Origin of the sequence: Mycoplasma sp. 4463, assembly GCF_048381515.1 — a bacterium.
Taxonomy (GTDB): Bacteria; Bacillota_I; Bacilli_A; order Mycoplasmatales; family Metamycoplasmataceae; genus Mycoplasmopsis.
On record NZ_JBLWID010000009.1, the window covers coordinates 1 to 24,376 of the forward strand.

The following is a 24,376-nucleotide window of genomic DNA, read 5'->3' on the forward strand; positions in this document are numbered from 1 at the left end:
TATTATGTCTAATTAAACCTTCTGTCCATTTTTAGTGTCCCAGTTTATTTTCTGTCTACTTTTCTTGTCCTAGTTTATAATTCAGTTTCATTCATCCATTTTATTCAATAATTTGCTTAATAACTTCGATATCGTTATCAGTTATTTGAGTTTGTTCTTTAAACTCTTTTAAGAATTCAACATTTCTTGAAATCTTATCTTTATATTCGTTTGTCTTGTTTGTTATAGCTAAGAAGCTTTGAATTGATACAAGCATTGTTATGATAACAGAGAATAAAGCAATCGCAACGAACAAGTCCATCGTTTTATCAGGCAAGATATTAAACCTAATTGAATATAAGTTTAGAACAATAATTGAAGCAGATAAGAAAATAGAAATAACGTTTAATAATGTAAATAAAGTTTTACTTGTAATGTATTTAAAATAAACTCTATTTTTGACCTTATCAATATCATTAATGCTGTTGATTTGTAATTTATTTTTCTTTTGTTCTTTAGGTTTGTTTTTGTCCATTATTAACCTCTTTTTCAATGTCGCTTGATTTATATCTGTCTATTTCTAATATGTTCATTGTTCTTTTAAATAATGTAAAGTTTGCTTCTTTATTATTTAAATCCTTATATATGTGTAATTTAGATTTGTATAAAAGGTGTTCAAGTTGAATTGCTTTAATTTTGCTTTGATAAAAGATTGCTTTTTTATTAATAACAAAGAATGATAATATACCTGAAGTAAAAGTGATTATTGCATTAACAATTGTTAACAAGATAATGTAGTTACTATTTGAGTTTAAAAAACTTTTGTACGGATTAGCCACACCGTCAGGATAATAAGAAGACGCTCCTGCAAGGAATAAAATTGCTATCACACCGTTTAAAAGTGTAAACAAGATTATTGATGCATTTAGCAAATAATATAAAACTGAATACACAATAAGCTTAAGTTTTGTTTCTCTATAAAGCTTGAAATAAGCATTCATTGTAATGTTTTTCTTTTTCATTATTTCTTACCTCCTGATGGCGAGGTAATTTCATCCTGAATAACTTCCAAGATTGCTAATTTCTTGAATGATTCAGCTTCAGTGTACATATAGTCAATGAATTTAATTAAGTTTTCTTCTGAAATTAAACCATTAGCATACTTAATTTCAAGATATTCCAAACTTTCATGAACTTTCTTATAAGTTGACATCTTAGTATTGCTACGATAAATAGCTATTCCAATGTTTAAAAAGAATAGAATAATCATAAACACACAAAGTAAGATAACTGAAATGTATGATGAGTTTCTTTGTAATTCATCATTTCCATTTGTTTGTCCATGTGACACAATGATTGAAAGCGCAATTGCAGCTATGATAATTGATGAAATATTAAGCAGTGCAATTATTATAGAAAAACTGATATCAATAATCTTGTAAGTAAGCAGTTTTTTCTTATCATGCTTAAGTCTTTTGTTTAAATATTTAATAATATCTTTCATGAAATATATTTTAATTGAAAATATTATTTTTAGCTATATTTTGATAGTTTAATTTATAATATTCGCATGAATAAATCATTTGCAGTTTTTAGTGATGTGGATGGAACAATTTACGGATTTCCACATAAAAAATTATCAGAAAAAGTAAAAGAACAAGTTTTAGATTTATCATCTAAAAATATTCCATTTGTAATCAACACAGGTAATCCAGTTTTAGAAAAAATCAAACGTTTAGCTAGAGAACTTAATTCAAGATATTTATCTTGTTCAAGTGGTGCGATTATTTATGATATGCAAGAAGAAAAACCATTGCACATTGAAATAATTGATCCTAATGAAGCTAAAAAAGTTTGAGATTTAGCACTCAAAGCTGATGTTACATTATATTATGCAGGTGTTAATCAATTCTACTTATACAATGTTCACGATGATATCTATGAGTTTTTAACATCATTTAATGAATATGATAAATGAATTACAGATGGAACTATTCCTGCCGATTTACACAGAATTGAAGCTTATGGAACAAAAGAACAATTAGAAAAATTTGTTGATTTATATAATCAATCAGATATTAAATTAGACTTAGTTAATGTTGATTATTTATATATCGAAATGTCTAATCCTGGTGTAAATAAGGGTTCAGGAATGAAATGATTATGTGAAAACATTTTCAACGCTGATTTAGCTGACGTTATGACAATTGGAGATAGTCCAAATGACATTCCAATGTTTAAATTATCAGGATATTCATATGCGATGGATAATTCTGACCAATATACAAAATCATTTGCAAAATATTACACATCAGATGTGCTTCAAGATGGATTAGCTGAAGCTATTGTTGATTATTTATATCGTGGAGATTATGAACTTAAAAGAGCTGTTTCTCAAATGGGAAATATTGCAAAAACAAATAAGAAAATTATGTACTAAAAAACTTTTATAACTTGCACACTATAGTACAAGTGAAAAAGAGAAATAAAAAAGCGGACATCAGTCCGTTTTTTTATGATGTTTAAACTATTTGTTTTTGTTTACAAATTCATCTAAACGTGAACGTTTTCTAGCACCTTTGTTTGGGTGGAAAACACCTTTAGAAACAGCTTTAGCAATTGTTTTGTGAGCAAATGCAACTAATTCAGCAGCTTTTGCATCTTTAGCTAAAACAGCTTCTCTAGCTTTACGTATAGCTGTTTTAACTCTTGATTTCATAGCAGCGTTTTTAACACGAGCTTTTTCCATCTTAGCTATACTTTTAACTTTAGATTTAATGTTAGCCATAAATCCTCCCTTTTTCTAAATATATGTGAAAAATCTTTTGTATTATACTATATTTTTAGCTTTTGAATTTTTGGTTATATGCAATTCCGATTTTTGAAGATAAGTTGTCATCTACACCATTTATCTTAGTGTGTGTGACTTTTTCGTTTGGATCATTTTCAATTTGATAAATGTATAATGCACTATTATCTACTTCATTGTCATCTGTAATGAAGTAATTTCTTTTAACTAACTCATATTCAAATCTTGTTGGAGGTGTATAGTTAACAAAGTCGAAGTTATTAAGTTGTAAGTATTTTTTATTCATTATTTTAACAAATTTACTATTAGCAAAATCGATGTGATTTACTATAAACTCAATCTTTTTCTTAAATTCATCTTCATCATTCATATTGACTGCATTTTCAGGATCTTCATTATTTAAATCTTTAATCAACCTTACAAAAACATTTTTAGTTTCTTGAATACTAAATAATTCTTCAACTTTTGCCTTATATGAACTAAGTGTATTGATATCAATTAATGTAGTTTTATAAAGCTCGTGTAGTTGACTCTTGAAATCATTATATTTATTTAAATCTGTATAGTAGTCTCTGAACACTAAATCAATATATTCATCGTACATTTTAAGTGAATAATTATTTAGGCATTCCTGAATATCATTTTTAAATTGTTTTGTGAATCTATATAACTCACCCATATTTGAATAAATTGATGAATTTAATGTTTCATAAAGTTCATCAAGAGTTCCTTGTGATGTGTTTTTAGCAACTACTAATCCATCTATGAGCAAGATGTTTTGTGCAATTTTAAATGATTGTACTGTTCCGTTTTCAACTTCTTCATAGTTGTTATCTGAGAAGTAAGCATCCAGTGCATCACCATTATACATAACAGCTGAGTCAGCTTCTGGATACTGTGGATTAATTAATTTATTTAAGATACCTTGACCATCACCGTCATATGTGATGTACTTGCTATCATTTGGATTTTTTCCAGTACCTTTTTGAACAAGTGAATAGAAGTTGTCAATAAACTTCGTGTAGTTATCTTTAGTAACATCGTTATTTGTATTTAAGACTACACCGGTAGGTTTAAAGTCATAAAATGAGCCATACAACATATTAGCTCTAACAGCATCTGTAATAGTTAAGTTAGAATATCCATTATTAAACAATGTATTTAATTGGTTATATAAACTAAGTGAACCGAACTCTTCAAGGTTTGTTCCATCAGCTTGTAATTCTGTTTTATTTTGATCTAGTAATTCTTTTGTGATTGGTTGTACGCCGTTGGTTTGTTTTTGTTTCTTTGTGTTAAATGCAACTACTGCATCTTGCATAAAGTATGGAACAAAGTATTCTCATAAGTGTCTTGGTTCCTCATATTTTTTACCTGATTGATCTGTTTTTAGATCTTCATCATAACTTGCTAAATGTTCAAAAACAATAGGTGTGTAAATAGTTTGCAAGATGTTTTTAAGCAACTCCTTATCAGGCTTGTCTGATAAATTTAGCAACTTTTTAAAATCAATTGGTGCTAATAGGTCTTTTTTGATTAAATTAACTGCTTGGAAATCACTTCCAATTCCAGCAATTGCTTTTGAATTTACAATGGCAACTGTGAATTCGTTAATTTCATCAAATGTTTTATAAGAGAAGTTTTCTTGAATTTTATCCCTATTCTCATCTGAGATATAAGACTTGTAATTAAAGAAGGATGGTTTAAATCTGTTACTCATTTTTACACCGACTAAAGTGAATGTAAAAATTGAGACTAAAGCAATTATAATAATTGCTGATCAAGCTTTGAGTTTTCTAAGTAAATTCTGCTGTTTCATAAATCCTTTTTGTCTTAATTTTAATTATTTAAAATAATGTTTATTTTATACCAAAACCAAATTTATTTTTGTGATTAAAATATTTTTTAAGTGCTATTTTTTAGGACAAAAAGAATAAAATGATATAAAATTAAATCATGATTACTAAAAATAACTTAAAGTGATTAATTTCATTTATCATTGCATTTTTCATTGTTACATTAACGGTTGTTTTTGTATCGTTTTTAGTGCTTAATATTTACAAAGAAGTTTCATATTTTTTCATCTTCTTGTTTTATGTAATTAATGTGACTTTTGTCTTTGTTATTTACAGTCAAAAGAAGCAACATGAGTCGAAATTTTCTTGAATTTATTTAACGATGTTATTACCAATAATTGGACATGTTATTTTTATTGTTTATGGTTTCCATTGAAAAAATAAAAATGAAATTAAGGTTAATAAAAATCCGATGTACTGTTTAAAACAATATGTTCCATTGTTTATGAAAAATCAAAATCAATTAAGTTATAAAAGTAATAATTTAACAGAGCTCACAAATCTTAATAATAATGTTATCCTACCTGCGAATATTGAATTCTATGAAGAAGGATATAGATTCTATGATCACTTATTTAATGGAATCAATAATGCAAAAAAAACAATCTACATCATTACATACATAATTAAAAAATCAGAAATCTCAGACCACTTCTTAAGCCTACTACTTAAAAAAGCTAATGAGGGTGTAAAAATTAAATGACTTGTTGACGATTTTGGCGCTATGCCATCACAAAAAAGAAAGTTATCTAAATTATCTAAACATCCAAACATTGAGTTTGCCTATATTGGAAAAATTTATTATCCATTTATTAATGCAAGTAGTTTCTCAAGAAACCATGAGAAGTTTATTATTATAGACAACAAGATGGTTTTCTCAGGAGGAAATAACATTTCAGATGAATATTCATCAATGTCAAAAAAATATGGACACTGAATTGATCTTAACTATAAGATTACAGGTCCATATATAAATACATATATAATTCATTTTATTAAGTTTTGAAAAATAATAACTAATAAAAAAATTGAAATTAGAAGTTCATTATTTATTGATACTAGTGATCAAGAATATGAAAATAATTCATTTTTAATTTTAGAATCACCTAATTTCGACTATTCAGAATCAGAATTTTTATGACTAAAATTAATTGCGACTGCTAAAAAGTCAATTCGTATTTGTACACCATACTTTTCAGTTACTAATGCACTTAAAAAACAATTGATTTTAGCATTGAGAAATAATGTGAAAATCACAATTTACTTCCCAGGGTTACCAGATAAGAAGCTCGTTTATAAAATCAGTTTATCTCAGCTTGAAGAATTAATTCCATATGGTTTAGAGGTAAAAATTTATGATGACCATTTTTTACACACTAAAGCAGGGATAGTTGATGACAAAATCGCTTGAGTCGGAACAACTAACTGAGACAGTAGAAGTATGTTTTCACAATATGAAACAATGGATGTTTTTGAAGGAAAATCAGTCCAAAAACTAATTCAGATTTTTGATGAATATGATAAAAAATCTGAAAATATGAAAAAAAACTGTAAAAATAAGAAAAAAAGTAATCTATTTAAGAAATTTGTTTTTGATATAACTAAACCATTGATATAATAAGAGTATATTTTGGTTAGATAAACTACTTTTTTTAATTTTATTTTTGTTAAATTTTGAAACAGCATTTTATTGAAATCAATTGCAAAGGAACAAAGGAGAAAACGATGAAAGAATTCACAGCTAAAATTATTGATCCAATTGGTTTACATGCTAGACCAGCAACTTTAATTGTTTCAACAGCTACAAAATTCAAATCAGATTCTAAATTAATTTACAACGGACGTGAAGCTAATTTAAAATCAATTATGAACATTATGGCTTTAGGAATTAAACACGGAGCTGAAATTACAGTTAAAGTGCTCGGAGAAGATGAAGAAGCAGCAGTAAAAGCTATTGAAGCTGCTTTAAAAAATCATGGTTTAATTTAATTGTTCTGAAAATCGCTACAATAATGGCGATTTTTCTTTTTGCCTTTTGTACAAAAGAAAATAAAAAAAGACACTTTTTAGTGTCATATGGTGCGCGAGACAGGACTTGAACCTGCATGGGTCGCCCCACTAGAGCCTTAATCTAGCGTGTCTGCCAATTTCACCACTCACGCAATTAGTAAAAATATTATAAAACAAAATTAAAAAAATTTATAAAGATTTATATAATTTAAATTAACTTTAATTTAAAGCTATTTTTACAAATCAGAAGGTGTTTATGAACAACAAAGAACAATTTAAAAATCAATTAATTAAATACTTAGAAATCGAAGCTATGTCAAGATACGAAGAACCTGTAGCAGATGAATTAAGAAAAAATATTTCATCAGTTTACAGAATTTCAAGAGATAAATTAGGTTCAATCATTTTTCACAAACCATCTAAAAATTCATCTGCTCCAAAAGTTATGATTGCAGCACATATGGATGAAGTAGGCTACATTGTAAGAAGAATTGAAAAATCAGGACAATTATTATTAAGTCCAATTGGTGGAATTTGAGCTTCAACAGTTATTGGAACAAAAGCTAAATTAATCACAGCAAACAAAGAATATTTAGGTGTATTTGGACACACAAGTATTCACATTATGGAAAATTCTAAAGTTTCAAAAGCTATGACTAATAATGAACTTTATGCTGATTTTGGATTTAAAAATGAACAAGAAGCAATAGCAGCAGGAGTAACAATTGGTGATAGAGTTCAAATGAGTGGAGAAACTATTTTATTTGATAATCCTGATTTAATAGGTGGAAAAGCAATGGACAATAGAGCAGGTGTAACCGTTTTAGAATTTATTGCAAATGAAGTTGCTGATTTAGATCTAGATGTTGATTTATATTTAGTTGGAACAGTTCAAGAAGAAGTTGGAACAAGAGGAGCAAGAAGTTCAGTTGCACTTGTTAATCCAGATGTTGCAATAGCACTTGATACAACTTCTTCACACGATACACCAGATGTAATTTCAGGAACAACAGCATTATTTAAAGGTGCTGCTCTTAGAATTAAAGATGGTGGAACATTAATGGATACAAAATTAGTTCAATTCTTTGAAGAAGTTGCTGCTAAATATGAAATTCCAGCTTACAAATTTGTTGCAATGGGTGGAGGTACAGATGCTCATGAGCTTCAATTTGCAAAAGGTGGAGCTGCAACTTTAACAATTTCACTTCCACAAAGATATTTACATAGCCCTATTGGTGTTTGTTCAATTTCTGATTTAATAGCTGCTAAAGATTTATTGGTTAACTTTTTAAAAGATTTTAATAAGACAAACTATGATAAAATAAAATATATTTAATTTAATTATTAAAACTTATTACAAAATTTATTTTAAGGAGAATAATTATGGTTGAAATGCAAACTGGAGCATTTGTTGGAATGATTATCGCTGTTGTAATATTTGTAGTTATTGCAGCTGCTTTAGTAACATTCTTTATTGCTAAAAGAATGTTTGAAAAACAACTTAGAGAAAACCCACCTATCAATGAAAAAATGATTAGAGTAATGTTCAAACAAATGGGTAGAACAGCATCAGAAACACAAATTCGTCAAATTATGAAATCAATGAATGCTGAAAAAAATAAAAAATAATTTAATAAATTCATTTTAATAATGAATTTTTTTAATTTAATATAATTAAATTACATTTAATAATGTAAGTTTGGAGGAATTTTGAGTAAGACTTCTTATAGTATTAAGTTAAGGATTCAGAACTCGAGATTAGCAAAATTAATTAGAAAGTTTTGATATTGAAAAAACAACATATCAAAACTTAAGTATTTATTATTTATTTACTTATTGATTATTCTAGTTTCCAGTTTGATTTTGTTCTCACCAATAGCACAAAATCCTGAAGCTGCACGTGTTAAATACATTGATGCATTTTTCACAACAGCTAGTGCATTTAGTGATACCGGTCTAGTGACTGTTGATACATTTAGTCAGTGAAATGATTTAGGTCAAGCAATTATTGCTATCTTGATTTTGGCTGGTGGAATTGGTATTTTTGCACTTAAGTTTTTTGCTATTAACTACTTATTTGGCAAAAAAACATCCACCCTTGCTGAGATTAAAATTATGCAAACCGAACGGGGTGTATCTGATGTAACACAAACTACAAAATTAATTATTTCATCAGTTAAATTTATTTTTATTTGTATTTGTTTATTCAGCGTTATTCTTACATTTTATTTCTATTTCGCAACACCAAAACATACAGAGGGAATGAAACAAATTTTAACTGATGGTTCATTCAAAAATCCTCAAGGTAATTTTGTTCTTTCTTTAAAATATGGAATTTTCCATACTATATCAGCAATCAATAATGCTGGTTTTGATATTATGTCAAGCTCTTCACTTATGCCGTATTATCAAAATTACTTCTTACAAATTTGCTTTATTATCTTACTTATTATTGGTGGATTAGGTTATCCAGCTCTTCACGACATTGTGTCTTATATCAAACGCAAACTTAGAAGAAAGGATACACAATTTAAATTTTCAATATTCACCAAAGTTTCACTTACAACTTATGTAATTGTGTTTCTAATTGGATTTGGAATTTCCTTAGGATTTGAACTTTCATCTTCAAATCCATATTCATTGTGAAATCAATATCACTTACCTGTGGGTGTTGGTAATGAAACTCACAAAGCTTACATTGAATGATTCTCAAAAGGTGCAAATGTCCAAGATTTAGAATTAGAAAAATTCTCAAATCTTAAGCAATACATTGAAAAAGGTCAATTATACGGAAATACATTTGATAAATTCTTTGCAGTATTCTTCACATCTCTTTCAACAAGAAGTGCTGGATTTGCTACTGTAAATATGAAACATTTTACACACGGTTCAACCTTTGTGTTTATCTTTATGATGATAATTGGTTCAGCCCCTGCATCAACCGGTGGAGGTATAAGAACCACAACTTTAGCTCTTATAATTTTAGGTCTATATAGAATTTTATTTGGTAGACCAAGAGTTAGAGTGTTTAAGAGAGCTATCGACCAAGACACTGTTAATATGTCTGCAAAAATATTAACAATTGCAACAATTATTATTCTTATTGCTTCAATGATTCTATTCAGTTCATTCCAAGATTATGGTGGAAAAATCGAAAACGCGTTCTTACAAGATCCTAATGAAGGATTCTCAATGGAAAATTTAATTTTCGAAGTAGCAAGTGCCTTTGGAACAACTGGTTTATCATCAGGAATTACAAAAAACTTAAATATAGTTTCAAAATTAACATTAATTATTGTTATGTTCATTGGGCAATTTGGAATTAGTTCAACACTTAATGTTTGAAAACGCAAAAAAGATTTTAGTCGTACCTATGAATATGTTGAAGCTGACATTATCATTGGTTAATGATTGGAGAAAATATGAAACTCAAATATGAAAATGAAATAGTAGTTATCGGAACAGGAAGATTCGGTCAAGCTGTTATCGATCAATTAATTAAACTTAAAAAAGACGTTGTTATTTTAGATAAAGATGATGAAAATGCGAAACTTTATGCAGATGAAGTTGACAAAATTATCATTGGTGATGCAGCTGATACAAGAACACTTCAAGCTATTGGTATTGATCAAATGGAAACCGTTGTTGTTGCCGTATCAGACAACATCGAAATTGTTGCTGCACTTTTAGAACTTAAAGTAAAAAACATTATTGCAAGAGCATCAACAAAACGTCATGCAAGAGTTTTAAAGCAAATTGGTGTTAACGTGATTATTCGTCCTGAGTTTGAATCAGGTACAAGAACAGCATTAATTGCAGCTAACAAAAACTTTATTAGATATAGTGAAACACTTCAAGAAATTGGAGGAAACTTTGTTGTTGGATCAACAAAAATTAAGAACCAAAACTTATTTAACAAACAAGTTAAGGAAATTGGTTTAAATGAAAAGAGTATCACTATTGTTTTAATTCAATCAGCTGATAAGGTTTTTAAACGGGCAACAGGAGATGTTACATTACATAAAGATGACAATATTACAATCATCGGTGAGATAGGTGATGTAACAACTGCGCTTGAATGATTTAATAAAGTAGACTAAAATTTCAATTCCACGTGTAAGTTATCCACATGTGGAATTATTTTTTTCTTAATTTTTCACAAAATGTGAAAAAAATAAGTAATTTTTGAAAATATTTATAAATAAATTTATTTATTTATTTATAATAAATACGAAATCTAATATACAGAAATTAAATTGACTTTTTTTCAATTTTAGAAATTAGAAATTTCCACATTCATATTCGTAAAAAATATTTGTGTATATTGATTTCTAATAGAATCTCATAACAAAAATATCTAAACAAAACAATTTAAATTTATTCAAATTTTTATTTCAATATAGGAGATAAAATGACAAAATTCAAAAAATTATTAATTAACGGAGCAGCTTTATTAGCTCTTACAGCTCCAGTTATTTCAATCTCTTGTCGTAACGAAGGTGGTGTAAGCGCATCTGGTGAAACATTTACTCAAGAAGAAAAAAATGGATCAGAAATTAATGGTTCAACATTAGGTGACAGAATTTTAAACAATGAAACACCTAACATGTCATCAACTGAACCTTACACAATTACAGTTGGTGACAAAATTCTTATTGGTCACACATTCTCAGATGGTGGTGTTCAACAAAAAGCTTTAGCAGCTTTAGTTGAAAAATACAACACAGAAGTTGCGCCAAAACTTAAAGGTTCATTACCAGTAGGACTAAAACGTTTAGGTTCAGGATACTCAGCTGGTAAAGATATTGTTACAAAAGGTCTTTCATCAAGACAAACCTCAGACTTTATGAACCTTATCTTAAACTATAGTACAGTTGCTTCAGAGTTAGCAAAAGCAAAAATGCTTTTAAGCTTTAATGATAACTTAAAATCAGCAAGTACAGATTTATCACAATTCTCAGAAAAATTCATTACTTCTAACTTCCAAACAGAAAATATTGATTTACCATCAACATGAATTTTACCTGCGTTTAAATCAACAACAATTTTCTCAATTAACGCACCGGTTCTTTCATACATTCTTGATACTTTAGTAGAAAAAGGTATGCAAGTTGCAGAAGATTTTCAAGAAGAATACAACAACATTAAAGCAAAAGGTCAAGGAGACCGTTCAGGTGTTAAGAAAATCTGAGGAGAACCTGTTCCAAACGTTGAAACAATTGTTAACGAATACAAAGGAACAGGTGGTAATGTTAAGAAATTAAGCAAAGCAATCTTTAACTCATATGCTGAATTACTTGATTTTGCAGCTATGGCACAAAAATTATTTGTAAACTCAGCTGCAACAAATTCAACATTACACGTATTTGGAGTAGACGACTATACAGCTTTATACAACCAAGCTTTATATAGTGCTTTACTTAAAGAACAAGTTGATGCAGCTAAATCAGCTGGAACAACATTAACTCAAGAAGATGCCCTTAAACAAGCTTCAGCAGCAATGATTGAATCAGTATCAAGAAATGGTGGAAAATTATCTATCAACTATGATGTTCTTAAAAAACAAAGTACATCAGCTTATGTAAAAACACAAGAAATCTTTAACAAAACAAAAGCTGCTATTGAAACAGGAGGATTAAAAATCTATCCTGGTGGTCAATATTCATCAAATGACCAAACAAAACACTACATGGCGTTTTCAATCGGTTCAACAGCTGGATATTCACACAACTATGTTTCAGGTGAATCATCAGATTTAATTAACAGCCTTAACAAAGGTGCGTCAGTTACAATCGATGAAAAAGGAAGCTCATTAAAACTTTCTGAAAACAAGAAAACTCCAGGAATAGTTTTATTATCAAAATTAGAATCTGGAAAATTGGCATTCGGAAAATACAAAAATGCAATTCACAGTGCATCAGAAGCAACATTCCCTAATGGTAAAAATGCTAATTATGAACTTCAATTTGTTAATGCAGCTGAAGAAACAGCATTTACTAGTGCATTGACAGATGAAGCATTACCAAAAGCATCATTAATTATAATTAACAAAGATGGTAGTGATAAAATTATCGAAAAAGCTAAAGCACAAAACGTTCCAGTCGCTGAATTGAAAAAGAAAAATGGCACAAAGTACTATGGTATTTTACTTTTAGATTCAGTTGAAAACAAATTACTTAAAAGCGCTGACGAAGCTCTTGTTGCTAAATTAACTGCAATGGGATACACAATTAAAGTAGCTACAGCTCTTGAATTATTAGGTAAAGAAGAATTAATTTCTCAACCAGTTCCACTTAGATGAACTTCTGAAGATCCATATAATGTTGTTTATGTACAAGGGCCATCAATGATCGGTGTTCATACAACTGAAGCAGGTGATCTTGCAACAAAATTATTTGTAAACTGATTAATGACATCAGAAACTACATATGAAAGATTCACAATTCAAGGTAACAGTGGAGCAGAAGAAGTTATTGCAGAAAACTTAACACCACGTGACATGTTCCAAAGTGCTATGGGATACATTCTTCCTTACAAAGGATTTGAAAAGAATACAGATTTCCCTACAAAAGGAAAACTTAACCCATACTTAAAAACAGCATTCGAATTATTCTCAAACGTTGCTAAGTCAACAGATGCAGATGAAGTTCCATATGTAACATTTGAAGAACCAGGGTCAATTTTTGCTGATTCATTCAGAAGTGGAGTTCAAGGAGCATGAGACTCATTACAAGCAGGAATTGATTCAAACAAAGCAGATTCTTCACATGCAAAACCAACATTTGAGGACTTTATTAGAAACGCTACAGTTAAATAACAAAAATTCTCATACATTAAAAAACAAATGAAAATATAGTTTTAATTATGTTAAAACTATATTTTTGCTTTTAAATCAAGGAGAAACATGAAGCTAAAAAATAAATTAATACCTTTAGTATTAGGTTCAGCATTATCATTAACACCAATTGCGATGAGTGTTTCATGTGGTTACGGCGATAAAGCTACTGTTGTTAAAGTTCAAGAGGGCACTAACATAGTGGATGTAGAAGTGGGAGGCCCTATTCGAACTGCTTTAAAATTTGAAAAAAATAAATTTACTAAAACAGCACAAGTTGTTCCGGCATTTGAATCTATAGATTCAAGAGTTGAATTCGCTAAAGCTGTTGATGCTATTAAAGATGTTATTGGTGCTGATCTTAATAATGAGATGACTTCTGGTTTCAGCATTAACCCTGAAATAGTCGCACAATCACAATATTTAATTCCTTCTAATTTAGCTGTATCATATGAAGAGTCATTCATTAATAAAGAATATACATACTTTATTAATGATATAAATGCAGGTAAAAAATATGAAGTTATTGTAAAAATAGATAAAAAAAATCCATATTCAATGGGATTAAATACAAAAAGCGATTATTTCAAACAAGATTTACCAAATAGAGAAACTTTATTACAAAATATGACATCTATTCCTGTATTAATTAACTTTAATTTCGAAGTTTCAATTAAATTAGATGGTCAATTATGAAAAGTGCCTAAATTTAGCACTGTAGCACAAGCTAGCGGTTTAAACGTTTCTTCTACAATTACACCTAAATTGTCTGATTTCGAAGTACAACCATCTTATTCAAAAATGAGAAAATTATCTATTGATTGAAACAACAAACTCATTGATATGAACTCATTTAGAGCTAAAGTTATTAGCGTATCAGATGGTGATACAGCAACTGTTGTAGCATTAGAAGACAAGAAAATGATTAACGCTTCTATAACAAAAGGATCAAAATACACAATTAGATATTCAGGAATTGACACACCAGAAAAAGCTGTATCAAGTACTTTATCTTGTCCATTCGAATATGGATTTGCATTATTATCATCAAAATTTGGAAAACAAATCTTATTTAATGATGATCCAAATTCAGAATTCTATAATGTTAAAAATGAAGTTAAAATCGGATTCATATCTGGTTCTGACTCATATGGTAGATTAACTGCAGATATATTCTTTGGTGAGGATTTTGGATATTCATATAACGCAGAGATTACAAGAGAAGGATTAACATTACCATATGATTCATTTGCTAACTGAAAAGCAAATTACAATGAACCAAAAACTTCTCCAAACTACGTAAACAGCATTTATCCAGAAATTGCATTAGCATTTAACCATGCTCGTGAAAACAAATTAGGATTTTTCCACTACTTTGAACAGGCAGAACAAATTGAAAAATATGTTTATATAGCAAAAAGAAATAGTAAATGACAAGCATTTGAGGAACTTTACAAAATCTTACAAAAAAATAATGAGGCTTAGAATTAATAAAATTAACAATATTGATTTAAGCAATTTTAGTTTTTAAATTTTCTTATTAAGAAAGGATAAAATGAAACAAAAAGAAAATACAACATTTTCATCAGCTCACGAAGTAGATATTCGTAAAATTAATCAATATGTTTCAGAATTAGAAGCAACTGATGTTGATTCTATTCCTGCTATTGAATTAAAAAACTTAAACATTGACTTCGGTGAAACATTAGCTGTTGATAATGTTAGTTTTAGAATTCCAGAAGGAAAATTAGTTACATTACTTGGTCCATCTGGTTCAGGTAAAACAACAACTCTTAATGCTATTGCAGGTTTATTAACAGTTACATCAGGAAAAATTCTTTTCAGAGGTAAAGATGTTACTGACTTCACACCTCAAAACAGAAAAATCGGGTTTGTTTTCCAAAACTATGCTTTATACCCACACATGAGTGTTTACCACAATATTGCATTCCCATTAAGAAATGACTCAGAATGACAAAGAAAATTTTATTTAGAAAAAGAAGAAGCTAAAAATGGAATTCGTTCTATTTACTTAAGAAAATTAGGAGCTTCTGAAGCAGAAATTGAACACTTAAATAAAGCATTCAAAAACTATAAATTAGTTAAAACTGAAATTTCACGTCAAGTTAGTGAAGCATACTCAAGAATCAGTAACAAACTTGAAAAAGCACATACTGATTATTCAGTTTCAGTAGTTCACGAAAATGCAGAAATTTCAGCATTAACAAAGAATGTTATTAAAACTAACAAAAAAACAAAACAAGATTCAGCGACAAAAATCCAAGACATTAAATACAAGTTCGCTCATGATAAAGCTAATGGGTTAATTAATGAAAATGAATTAAAACAATCAGAATTCTTAGCTTCATATGACAAGAGCATTCTTAAATTCTCAAAACCAAAATCAGAAGAAGAGTATCAAGAAAGAATTAATAGTTTACAAGATTTCACAGCTGAGTTAGTTCAACTTGATTTAAGTGAATTAGTCTTAAAAGACAGAATAGCAATTATTAAATTAGAACAAAAAGCTATTAAATTATTAACTCGTTACAAATTCTTATTAAAACAAAAAGAAATCATTGCTAGATACCAAGTAGAAAAAGCTGAAAAAAAAGCTGCATACTTAGATGCTAAAGCAGAATACAACAAAACAATTAAAGAAGATGAAGAATACTTAGGGTTAGTTTCTGATGAAAAGAGATTACCAAAAGTAGCTGAAGAACACTTCTACAGTATTGTTGAAGAACTTGAAGACAAATATTCTGTTAAAGAAGCAATGAAAAGAGAAAGAAAAACTATTGGTTTTGCTTTATTATCAGATGAAGACAGAGAACAAATTAGAGAATTATCTAAGAAAGTTATCAGTCTTAAAAAAGCTATTCACAACGAAGTTATGGAAGTTGCTAAACGTGTAGAAATTGTTCACATCTTACAAAAGAAACCTACTCGTTTATCAGGAGGACAGCAACAACGTGTTTCTATTGCACGTGCTATTGTTAAAAAACCTCAAATTCTTTTAATGGACGAGCCACTTTCAAACTTAGATGCTAAATTACGTATCTCAACTCGTCAATGAATTAGAGAAATCCAACAATCATTAGGTATTACAACAGTTTTCGTTACACACGACCAAGAAGAAGCTATGTCTATTTCAGACATTATCGTATGTATGTCAACTGCTAGAGTTCAACAAATGGGTACACCAATGGAACTTTACTCAAAACCAAGAAACCAATTCGTTGCAAGATTCCTTGGTATGCCAGAAATGGGATTATTCAAATCAGAAGTTAAAGATGGTGTAGTTACAATGGCTGACGTAAAACTTCCAGAAATCAAACTTCACGACAATAAAGACAACATCACATTAAACATTGGTGTTCGTTCAGAAGATTTCATTATTAAATCAAAAGAACAAGGTTCTATGTTCAAAGGTAAAGTAGTAGTGGTAGAAAACTTCGGAAAAGAAAGTAAATTAGTTGTTTTAGTTGAAGGAGTAGGAAGAATTAACTTCTTATTAGACAACAACTACTCATTTGCTAAAAATGATGAAATTTACTTCGATGTACCATTGAAGAAATTACACATTTTTGATGCTTTATCTGAAGAGAGAATAGAATATGATATCAAGAAATAAGTTTCATAGTTTTATACAAGAAAATTTTCCTTTCTTGTTTAATTGATCTACAAAAAAACAAGCAAAAAGAAAATCTACTTTATCACACACAATTTTAGATAAGAAAACACCGTTCTGAATTCCGATGTTATTCTTATTACCAGGTGTTATATTGTTATCATTATTCACAATTACACCTTTATTCATTAATATTTATGAATCATTAACAACAGAAACAGGATCATTAACAGGACAAAACTATGCAAGTGTTTTCACAAACCAATACTTTGCTGTTGGGGTTAGAAACTCATTTATCTATGGTTTATTTGTTCTTCCATTTGTTATGATGATTGCCTTAGTAGTATCATCAGTTATTGCTAAGCTTTACAGAAAATGAGCTAGAGGATTTTGGCAAACAGTATTCTTCATGCCTTATGTTACAAATGCTGTTGCTGTTTCTTTAGCATTCATTCAATTATTCAGTACATATGGACTTGTTAACCAATTAATCGGAAAAAATATTCCATGATTAACAACAGGTGATCCTTACACATTCAACGCTCTTGTAGCTATGATTATTAATGGTATTTGAAGTGGTCTTGCTTTCAATATCTTAATCTTCACAACAGCTATGTTGGGTGTTGATAAAAACTTATACCGTTCAGCATCAATCGATGGAACAGGTGAAGTTAAACAATTTTTCGCAATTACATTACCATCAATTAAAAGTACAATTAACTTCTTAATTACATTAGGAATTATTGGTGGTCTTAAAGTATTCCCATTAGCATTATTTGAAAACAAACCAAATAACGCTTTAAACAACGGGGGTTCATCTCTTATGATGTTCGTGTACTACGCTACATCTACAGGGGACAGACGTTTAGCCGGAGCAGCAAGTATCTCGCTATTCGTGATCGGGGTAATATTCTCATCAATGATCCGTGGAGGATTCTTCTTGATGCAGTTAACATTAAATAACTTAGGAGAAAGAAATGTTTGAGTTAAAGTTATGAATACACAAGCGCATGATGCAAAAGAAATTGCGCAAAAATCAAGAGAAGTCAGCTAGTCAAGTTAAAGAGACTTCATTTTCAAAAGTCCTTACCTCATCAGCATTAAAATTATTCTTACTTGCATTATTTGGAGTTATTATCCTATTCCCATTCTTCTACATGATCTCAATTTCATTAATGAACGATGGTGAATCTCAATCATTAAAACAACAATTTAAATTCTTACCTTCATTTGCAGAAGGAAAAACATACATAGAAGGGCACCTTGTTATTGCTTCATGATCTGAAGTTGTAGCTAACACTTATAAGAGAGCATTCTCAACAGGTTATGGTAAGGCCTTTGTATTCACAACGCTCAATGTTATTATTTCAGTTGTACTTAAGGTCTTTGTTACATTCTTAATGGGATATGCATTCTCACTAAGAAACTGACGTGGAAAAGGACTTGTGTGATTTATTGCTCTTGCCTTACTTGTATTACCAGAAGTTGCCTTGTTATCAGGACAATACTTAATTGTTCTTAAAACAAAACTTTACAAAACTTACATTACATTCTTATTAGCAGTTGCGTTCCCATTCACAGCAAGTATTTTCAATACAGTTATGTATAAAAATGCTTTCGAAGCAATCCCTGGAAGAATTAAAGAAGTTTCACTTGTTGATGGTGCTGGAGGAATGAAATACTTATTCAAAGTTGCATTCCCAATGGTTATGCCAACAACATTAACAATCGTTATTCTTACATCTCTTGCTTCATGAAACTCATACTTATGACCAGCTCTTATTTCTACAATTGGTGGTCAAGACTTACAAGTTATGTCAGTGTGATTATTCAAAGCTGGATTCGATCCAAGTGATCCAGAATCAGGAGCAAACACAATGCAAAACGTTAAATTAGCTGCATCACTTCTTTCAATTATTCCTGTGTTCTTATTCTTCTTAATCTTTAGAAAACGTATTATGGCATCAATCAGTAGACAAGGTTCAACAATTAAAGGATAGTATATGAAAAACGTTAGAACAAAAGTTGTTATTTGAGCAATATTAACAGTGGTTGCATTAGGTGCAATTATTGGTTTATCAATTTTAATTAATAATGTTCAATCATTACTTGATATTAACAAAACTACCTTAGATGCTAAAATTTTACAATCATATCAATATACAAAAGCTTATTCAATAGGAGGTTTAGCATTTTCATGCTTATTATTCTTGATGGGTTCAGTCATAACATATGCCGGAATTAAATCTTGAAGATATTCTGAAATGCTAGGATAGTTATTTATGAAAAAATTATTCTCTAAAAAAGCTTTCCCATTTTTACTAGGAACAGCTGCAGTTGTAACAATGCCACTTACAGCAGTCTCATGTTTATATGAAGATGATGTTACTGTAAAATTTGCTAAAAACTATGATGTCAATAACTCATTTGTAAAAAGAACACAAGAGAGAAGTAAAGATGCTGATGTTATAGCTAAATTTAAAGAATGAGAACAAAAACCTGGTTTAATTCAATTCTTTAAAGAACTTGATAACAGTAATGTTATGACTTATACATTCACATACTGAGATTTCTTATTCAAAAATTCATTCGATATTAAAAACGATGATGTAAAAATTGTTGCTGATAAGTTATATACAATTAGCGAAAACCACAAATCAATTTCAGTAGATGAAAAAGTATTTTCAGAAACATTAAAAGATGCAAATAATGATGCAAAAGATAAGGCACGTACATTAGTTGGTAGCGTTGCAACATTACTTAATGACTATTACGCTTCAAAAGATACAAATACAAAACACCCTACTGAAAAAGTTGAAGATTTCGAAAAAGTTGCGATTCAAAAATTAACTGCTAAACAGTTAGAAGATGCAGGTTACTCAGAAAAGCAAATTGCAATCGTTTCAAAAATTGATTCATTAATGAAAGTTGTTTTCTTCAACGAAGATCCTGCTAAATTCATTTCATTAGAAGATGTTAAAGAAGCTCTTAAAATTTACTTTAAAAATTCTCCATTTATGGATGCTATTATTGAAGATGAAACAAGAGATTCAAATAGCAGAATTCTTAAACAAAATGCAGCTGATAGAAGTTACACAATCAATTTCTCAGTAGTTAACAAAACTAATTCAGGTATTTCTTCATCACTTTTCCAATCATTCTTTAAAACAATTCAAGGTTCATTATTAAACTTTGATTATGATTCAACAATTTCTAAAGAACGTGATATGGTTTCTAATATTGTTAACTTATTAATACAAAAATCACAATCATTCACAATTAAAAGAGATAAAGATGGAAACATTATGACTCAATCATTAATGGGAGTTGGAGGAGGATTTTCACCTTTATACTTCATTGATGGATTAAACCCAGATACAAATGAACCATCAGATGATTTCAAAATCTTCAAACAAATTTCAATTGATAACATTAATAAGATAACATCTCATAATATTACAGAGTTCAATCAAACAGCTCTTACACCTGAAGAGGCATCTGAATTTAGTGGTGACCCACTTAAATTCTTCCAAACACACAAATATTTAGCTTGATTTGGTACAGAACCTCTTACAGCATACGGGTACTTCACATCATTACAAGGACAATACCAAAATGCTAGAATGAAATTAGAAGCATCAACAACTAAAGCCAAAGATAGAGAATTATACCAAGCGTTTCTTGATCACTGTCAGCCAATTTATGACCAAATGATGATGGACATTGCAAGATTAAAAGAAATTGAGCTTCAAAAAATTGCTTTATTAAAAGCAAATAATGGTGTTGAAAATGATGAAACTAAAGCTATTGATAAAGAAATTGATGCAATTATGACTCATCAATACAAGTTACCTAGAAGAGCAACAAACTTAGAAGCAACAATAGATGTAACTTTACAAGAAGGTTATGAACAATCATTCAAAAAGTTATTACAAGGAAAAGCCAAAGTTGGTACAAACGTTCAATCATTTGCAGAATTATTTGCAAAAATTGGATTTACATTAGGTATCACAAACATCCAAGTAATTCGTGGAAATTCACCAGAACTTGCAAATAGTTACTGATTAGAATTCCAAAATAGAAAAACAGGTGAATGATACTTCTTAGATGTATTTAAACTTTACACAGAATTCTATTACACAAGCAATGAATATGTAACTGAAGGTGAAGGGGAAAATGCAACTAAGAAATTAGTTAACAGTATTGGTTCAAGAAAAGATATTTCAAACTTATCAGTTGAATACATTAATAGTCAAATTCAAACTTCATTACCAACAGGATACACAGTATCAGCTGAGTATCTTCCATATGCAAATATTAAATAAGAATTAAAAAAAGTTGAAAAACAAAGGCAAAATCTTAAAAAGGTTTTGCTTTTTTAATTTTCACAAAATGTGAAAAAAATTAATTAAATTTGAATTTAACCTTAATAAATTTCGTAAATTTATTACAATTAAAAATATGTAAAGTTCATATTAAATTAAGTTAAGGAGGCACAATATGCAAACTAAATTTAAATTACTTTTAACTTCACTTATTTCAATGCCAACAGTCGCGACTATTGCTGTTTCATGTAAGTCAACAGAACCAGATAAACCAGCAGCTCCAATTGATGGACAAAACCCATCTAATCCAGAACAACCCACACCATCATTATCAGTTCAACCTCTCAGTGTTTCAGTTTCATTAGATAATACAAAAGAAACATTAACAAACTATGTAGAATCATTAGATCAAAACAACACAAAAGAAGTTGAATTTGATTTAACATTAGATGATGATGGTAATGTTTTTGTTAAAAAAGGAACTGTTAAAGAATTTGTTTTTAGATTCGATAGAAGAAAACATGACTTATACAGAAATGAAACGGATGCTAACAATAAAAGATTAAGAACAAAGAAAATTAGATGTAGATTTAACAAAAAGGATAAAAAGGTTACTCTTCGTTTCTGAGACAAACTACACAACAAAGGTGGAGAACAAGTCTTCTTATTTGGAGAAGAAACAACAACAACTCCAGAACAACCAACTACTCCACCAAATAACCCAGGTACTCAAAATCCTCCTGTAGAACCAACAAACCCACAACCAAACAATCCTAATCCAGGAAACGAAAATCCTAACCCTCAACCAGATTCTGAAACTCAACCAGAACATGTTAATCCAGAAGAGCCTGAAGGATACATTATTAATAGTGAAAAAAGAACAGTATATGTTAGACCACCTTTTGGAGCACAATTTAAACTCAAAAATGACAATACATACTTCACAACAATTTTTGCTCACTTAGACTCTCCAGGTGTTGCTAAAAATGCTAAAGATGAACAATCAATAAATACAGACTACTTCAATATTAAAACAGCAAATGGTAAACCAAAATCGGCAGGTGCTCAAGAAGTTTCTGAATTTTTAGGATTACCAAATGTAGCAAGACATTTTGAATCAATTTCACAAGATAATAGTTTTGTTATTTTTGGTGGTGATACAAACATTAGTGCTGATTTCTTCAGTATTCAAAATCTTTATCCAGAAAGCTATAAATTTACAATTACTAATTTAGGTGAAGCTGACAATAAGACTCACTACACATCATTAGGTAGAACAAATGGTGTATATTCACAACCATACGACAAAATGTTCTTTAAGAACAAAAATAAACAATATTTAGAAACATTGACGCAAGTTAATACACCTGAATTAGCATTTAAATTTGATATTTGAAGTTCATTTAGAAACAATGTGCTTGGACCTGAAGATATGAACTTAAATTACTACACAAGTAATAAACCTAAAGAACCAATTAGAGCTAGATTATCAGATCATGCTCCCGTGTGAACTGATGTTAAAGTTAAAAATAATGTTACTTTACCACATTCAAACCATTCTATAGATTTACATAGAAAAGATGCTAATGCACTTCGTATAGCTCACTGAAATGTATTAAACTATGGAACATCTGATGATTATGAAACATTCTTAAGTACCAGAGATTTCAAATATATAGCAATCTCAAAAATTATTAAAGCATTAGGATTTGACATAGTTGGTTTAACTGAAATTAACTACGACAGGGCAGATAAAGTTCAAGCTATATTAGATGAATTAAATAAAGATGGTTCAAATTGAAAAATGATTGCTCAAGACAGAGAAGAGGCAGTATATCCTCAAGATAGTAAATGAGCTAAATATGACTCACAAAAAGAACAAGTTGTAATTATCTATGATGCAAATATCTTTGATCCTACAAGTTTTAAAAACAACAAAATTGGAGATTCATTCAAAGCTGAAATTCCATTAATATAATGATTATATAAATTTGAAAAATAGCTAGATTAATCTAGTTATTTTTATTTTAATTTTAATAATGTAAAATTATTAAAATAAATATTAATAAACTAAAAGGAGTCTTATGTCAAGCGTATTTTTTTGATTAGCAGTTGCATTTAGTAGTACAGGACTATTACTATTTGCATCTATTGCTATTACTTATGGAAACTTCATTAATCACGCAAAAATGAATGCAGTACATTTTCAAAACAATGAAAAATTCTTTAATTCTTACAAAATTGATGAAAGAATGAATAAATATTGAAACTTTCATTACATTATGTTAATTATTTTAATTTCGCTGCAATTTATTTTTAATGTATTTGCAATTTGTCTTGCATCAGCATATTTTTTAAAAGATTTTTTAGGAACAAATACTGACAAAGGTATTACTAGAATAACAAACTTACTTATTATCATTGCTTTAATCTTAATGAATGGATACTTCTCATATTTATTATTTAAAAACTTCATTGTAGTAGCTCGTGTATGACATAAAACAATGAGAGGTTGAGAAATTGTTGATATAACAGAAGAACATAAAAATCTTGCAGATTATTTCTATTCAAAAATTTCAACTAAAGAATTTCCTAAAAAAATGAAATTAGATAAATTAATAATCAAAAACAGAGCAACAACACTTTCATATAGACTTCCAAATTTCACAAAATTATATAAAAACACAATATTACCTAAATGATTTAAAGAGGGTAAGGTTCTATACTATGCATTATTTGACACTCAATATGTAAATGTTGATTCAATGCATGTTGATGATACAAATGTTATAGAATCACTTTACCAATTAATTAAAAAGTTTTACTAATTAAAAAAATCAACTAGAATTCTCTATCTAAACTGGGACACAAAATATGGACAACGTCGTATTTTGTGTTTTTTATATTAAGGAGTGATTATGAAACAACTAA

General features: G+C 29.0%; 21 protein-coding genes and 1 tRNA gene. 16 read left to right on the plus strand and 6 right to left on the minus strand.

Annotated elements, in window-relative coordinates; translation table 4 throughout:
• Positions 1 to 100: 100 nt before the first annotated feature.
• The 3 genes from ACNF36_RS00995 to ACNF36_RS01005 are packed head-to-tail and all read right to left on the minus strand — an operon-like array spanning position 101 to position 1,483.
• Positions 101 to 514 carry a hypothetical protein gene (locus ACNF36_RS00995; protein WP_418303427.1) on the minus strand — a complete coding sequence of 138 codons (414 nt, stop codon included), beginning with the start codon at positions 512 to 514 and terminating at the stop codon, positions 101 to 103.
• On the minus strand, positions 495 to 1,001 hold the full coding sequence (locus ACNF36_RS01000) for a hypothetical protein (protein WP_418303428.1): 507 nt from the start codon (positions 999 to 1,001) through the stop codon (positions 495 to 497). The genes ACNF36_RS00995 and ACNF36_RS01000 overlap by 20 nt, the downstream gene beginning before the upstream one ends.
• Positions 1,001 to 1,483, minus strand: a complete 483-nt coding sequence (locus ACNF36_RS01005; RefSeq protein ID WP_418303429.1) for a hypothetical protein — start codon at positions 1,481 to 1,483, stop codon at positions 1,001 to 1,003. Before ACNF36_RS01005 ends, ACNF36_RS01000 begins: the two co-directional genes overlap by 1 nt.
• 66 nt (positions 1,484 to 1,549) lie before the next feature.
• On the opposite strand from ACNF36_RS01005, the gene ACNF36_RS01010 reads away from it, so the two are divergent.
• Entirely contained in the window at positions 1,550 to 2,419 is an 870-nt protein-coding gene (locus ACNF36_RS01010; RefSeq protein ID WP_257088871.1) for an HAD family hydrolase, read from the plus strand.
• Positions 2,420 to 2,506: 87 nt separating this feature from the next.
• Here the strand turns inward: ACNF36_RS01010 and rpsT are convergent, their stop codons facing one another.
• Both rpsT and ACNF36_RS01020 read right to left on the minus strand, forming a co-directional pair.
• Positions 2,507 to 2,767, minus strand: a complete 261-nt coding sequence (gene rpsT / locus ACNF36_RS01015) for a 30S ribosomal protein S20 (RefSeq protein WP_257088867.1) — start codon at positions 2,765 to 2,767, stop codon at positions 2,507 to 2,509.
• A gap of 55 nt (positions 2,768 to 2,822) precedes the next feature.
• Entirely contained in the window at positions 2,823 to 4,607 is a 1,785-nt protein-coding gene (locus ACNF36_RS01020; protein WP_416099162.1) for a hypothetical protein, read from the minus strand.
• A 137-nt stretch (positions 4,608 to 4,744) separates the two neighbouring features.
• On the opposite strand from ACNF36_RS01020, the gene ACNF36_RS01025 reads away from it, so the two are divergent.
• Both ACNF36_RS01025 and ACNF36_RS01030 read left to right on the plus strand, forming a co-directional pair.
• A complete protein-coding gene (locus ACNF36_RS01025; RefSeq protein ID WP_416099161.1) occupies positions 4,745 to 6,262 on the plus strand; it encodes a phospholipase D-like domain-containing protein in 1,518 nt (505 codons plus the stop codon).
• A 107-nt stretch (positions 6,263 to 6,369) separates the two neighbouring features.
• Positions 6,370 to 6,633 carry an HPr family phosphocarrier protein gene (locus ACNF36_RS01030; RefSeq protein WP_257088861.1) on the plus strand — a complete coding sequence of 88 codons (264 nt, stop codon included), beginning with the start codon at positions 6,370 to 6,372 and terminating at the stop codon, positions 6,631 to 6,633.
• A gap of 88 nt (positions 6,634 to 6,721) precedes the next feature.
• On the opposite strand, the gene ACNF36_RS01035 is transcribed toward ACNF36_RS01030, so the two are convergent.
• A tRNA-Leu gene (locus ACNF36_RS01035) sits at positions 6,722 to 6,806 on the minus strand.
• Positions 6,807 to 6,910: 104 nt separating this feature from the next.
• Between ACNF36_RS01035 and ACNF36_RS01040 the strand changes: the two genes are divergently transcribed.
• The 13 genes from ACNF36_RS01040 to ACNF36_RS01100 all read left to right on the plus strand — a co-directional run bounded on the left by ACNF36_RS01040 (position 6,911) and on the right by ACNF36_RS01100 (position 24,273).
• Entirely contained in the window at positions 6,911 to 7,990 is a 1,080-nt protein-coding gene (locus tag ACNF36_RS01040) for a M42 family peptidase (protein WP_416099158.1), read from the plus strand.
• Positions 7,991 to 8,037: 47 nt separating this feature from the next.
• The gene (locus ACNF36_RS01045; protein WP_323177362.1) at positions 8,038 to 8,283 is read left to right on the plus strand and encodes a YneF family protein; all 246 of its coding nucleotides are present in this window, start codon (positions 8,038 to 8,040) and stop codon (positions 8,281 to 8,283) included.
• 207 nt (positions 8,284 to 8,490) lie between these two features.
• The gene (locus ACNF36_RS01050) at positions 8,491 to 10,062 is read left to right on the plus strand and encodes a potassium transporter TrkG (RefSeq protein ID WP_418303436.1); all 1,572 of its coding nucleotides are present in this window, start codon (positions 8,491 to 8,493) and stop codon (positions 10,060 to 10,062) included.
• Between the two features lie 14 nt (positions 10,063 to 10,076).
• Positions 10,077 to 10,754: a TrkA family potassium uptake protein gene (locus tag ACNF36_RS01055; RefSeq protein WP_323189046.1), complete on the plus strand. Its 678-nt coding sequence runs from the start codon at positions 10,077 to 10,079 to the stop codon at positions 10,752 to 10,754.
• A gap of 311 nt (positions 10,755 to 11,065) precedes the next feature.
• Positions 11,066 to 13,471 carry a P68 family surface lipoprotein gene (locus ACNF36_RS01060; RefSeq protein WP_418303430.1) on the plus strand — a complete coding sequence of 802 codons (2,406 nt, stop codon included), beginning with the start codon at positions 11,066 to 11,068 and terminating at the stop codon, positions 13,469 to 13,471.
• Between the two features lie 87 nt (positions 13,472 to 13,558).
• Positions 13,559 to 14,974, plus strand: coding sequence for a thermonuclease family protein (locus tag ACNF36_RS01065; RefSeq protein WP_418303431.1), 1,416 nt, complete (start codon positions 13,559 to 13,561; stop codon positions 14,972 to 14,974).
• Positions 14,975 to 15,044: 70 nt separating this feature from the next.
• Positions 15,045 to 17,123, plus strand: a complete 2,079-nt coding sequence (locus ACNF36_RS01070) for an ATP-binding cassette domain-containing protein (protein WP_418303432.1) — start codon at positions 15,045 to 15,047, stop codon at positions 17,121 to 17,123.
• The gene (locus ACNF36_RS01075) at positions 17,107 to 18,174 is read left to right on the plus strand and encodes a sugar ABC transporter permease (RefSeq protein ID WP_323188407.1); all 1,068 of its coding nucleotides are present in this window, start codon (positions 17,107 to 17,109) and stop codon (positions 18,172 to 18,174) included. Before ACNF36_RS01070 ends, ACNF36_RS01075 begins: the two co-directional genes overlap by 17 nt.
• Positions 18,131 to 19,120, plus strand: coding sequence for a carbohydrate ABC transporter permease (locus ACNF36_RS01080; protein WP_323188408.1), 990 nt, complete (start codon positions 18,131 to 18,133; stop codon positions 19,118 to 19,120). The genes ACNF36_RS01075 and ACNF36_RS01080 overlap by 44 nt, the downstream gene beginning before the upstream one ends.
• Positions 19,121 to 19,123: 3 nt before the next feature.
• Positions 19,124 to 19,396, plus strand: coding sequence for a hypothetical protein (locus tag ACNF36_RS01085; protein WP_323177368.1), 273 nt, complete (start codon positions 19,124 to 19,126; stop codon positions 19,394 to 19,396).
• Between the two features lie 6 nt (positions 19,397 to 19,402).
• On the plus strand, positions 19,403 to 21,445 hold the full coding sequence (locus ACNF36_RS01090) for a hypothetical protein (protein ID WP_418303433.1): 2,043 nt from the start codon (positions 19,403 to 19,405) through the stop codon (positions 21,443 to 21,445).
• Positions 21,446 to 21,620: 175 nt separating this feature from the next.
• Positions 21,621 to 23,423 (plus strand): hypothetical protein, encoded by a 1,803-nt coding sequence (locus ACNF36_RS01095; protein WP_418303434.1) that lies wholly within the window; start codon positions 21,621 to 21,623, stop codon positions 23,421 to 23,423.
• Between the two features lie 106 nt (positions 23,424 to 23,529).
• On the plus strand, positions 23,530 to 24,273 hold the full coding sequence (locus ACNF36_RS01100) for a hypothetical protein (protein WP_418303435.1): 744 nt from the start codon (positions 23,530 to 23,532) through the stop codon (positions 24,271 to 24,273).
• Positions 24,274 to 24,376: the final 103 nt, after the last annotated feature.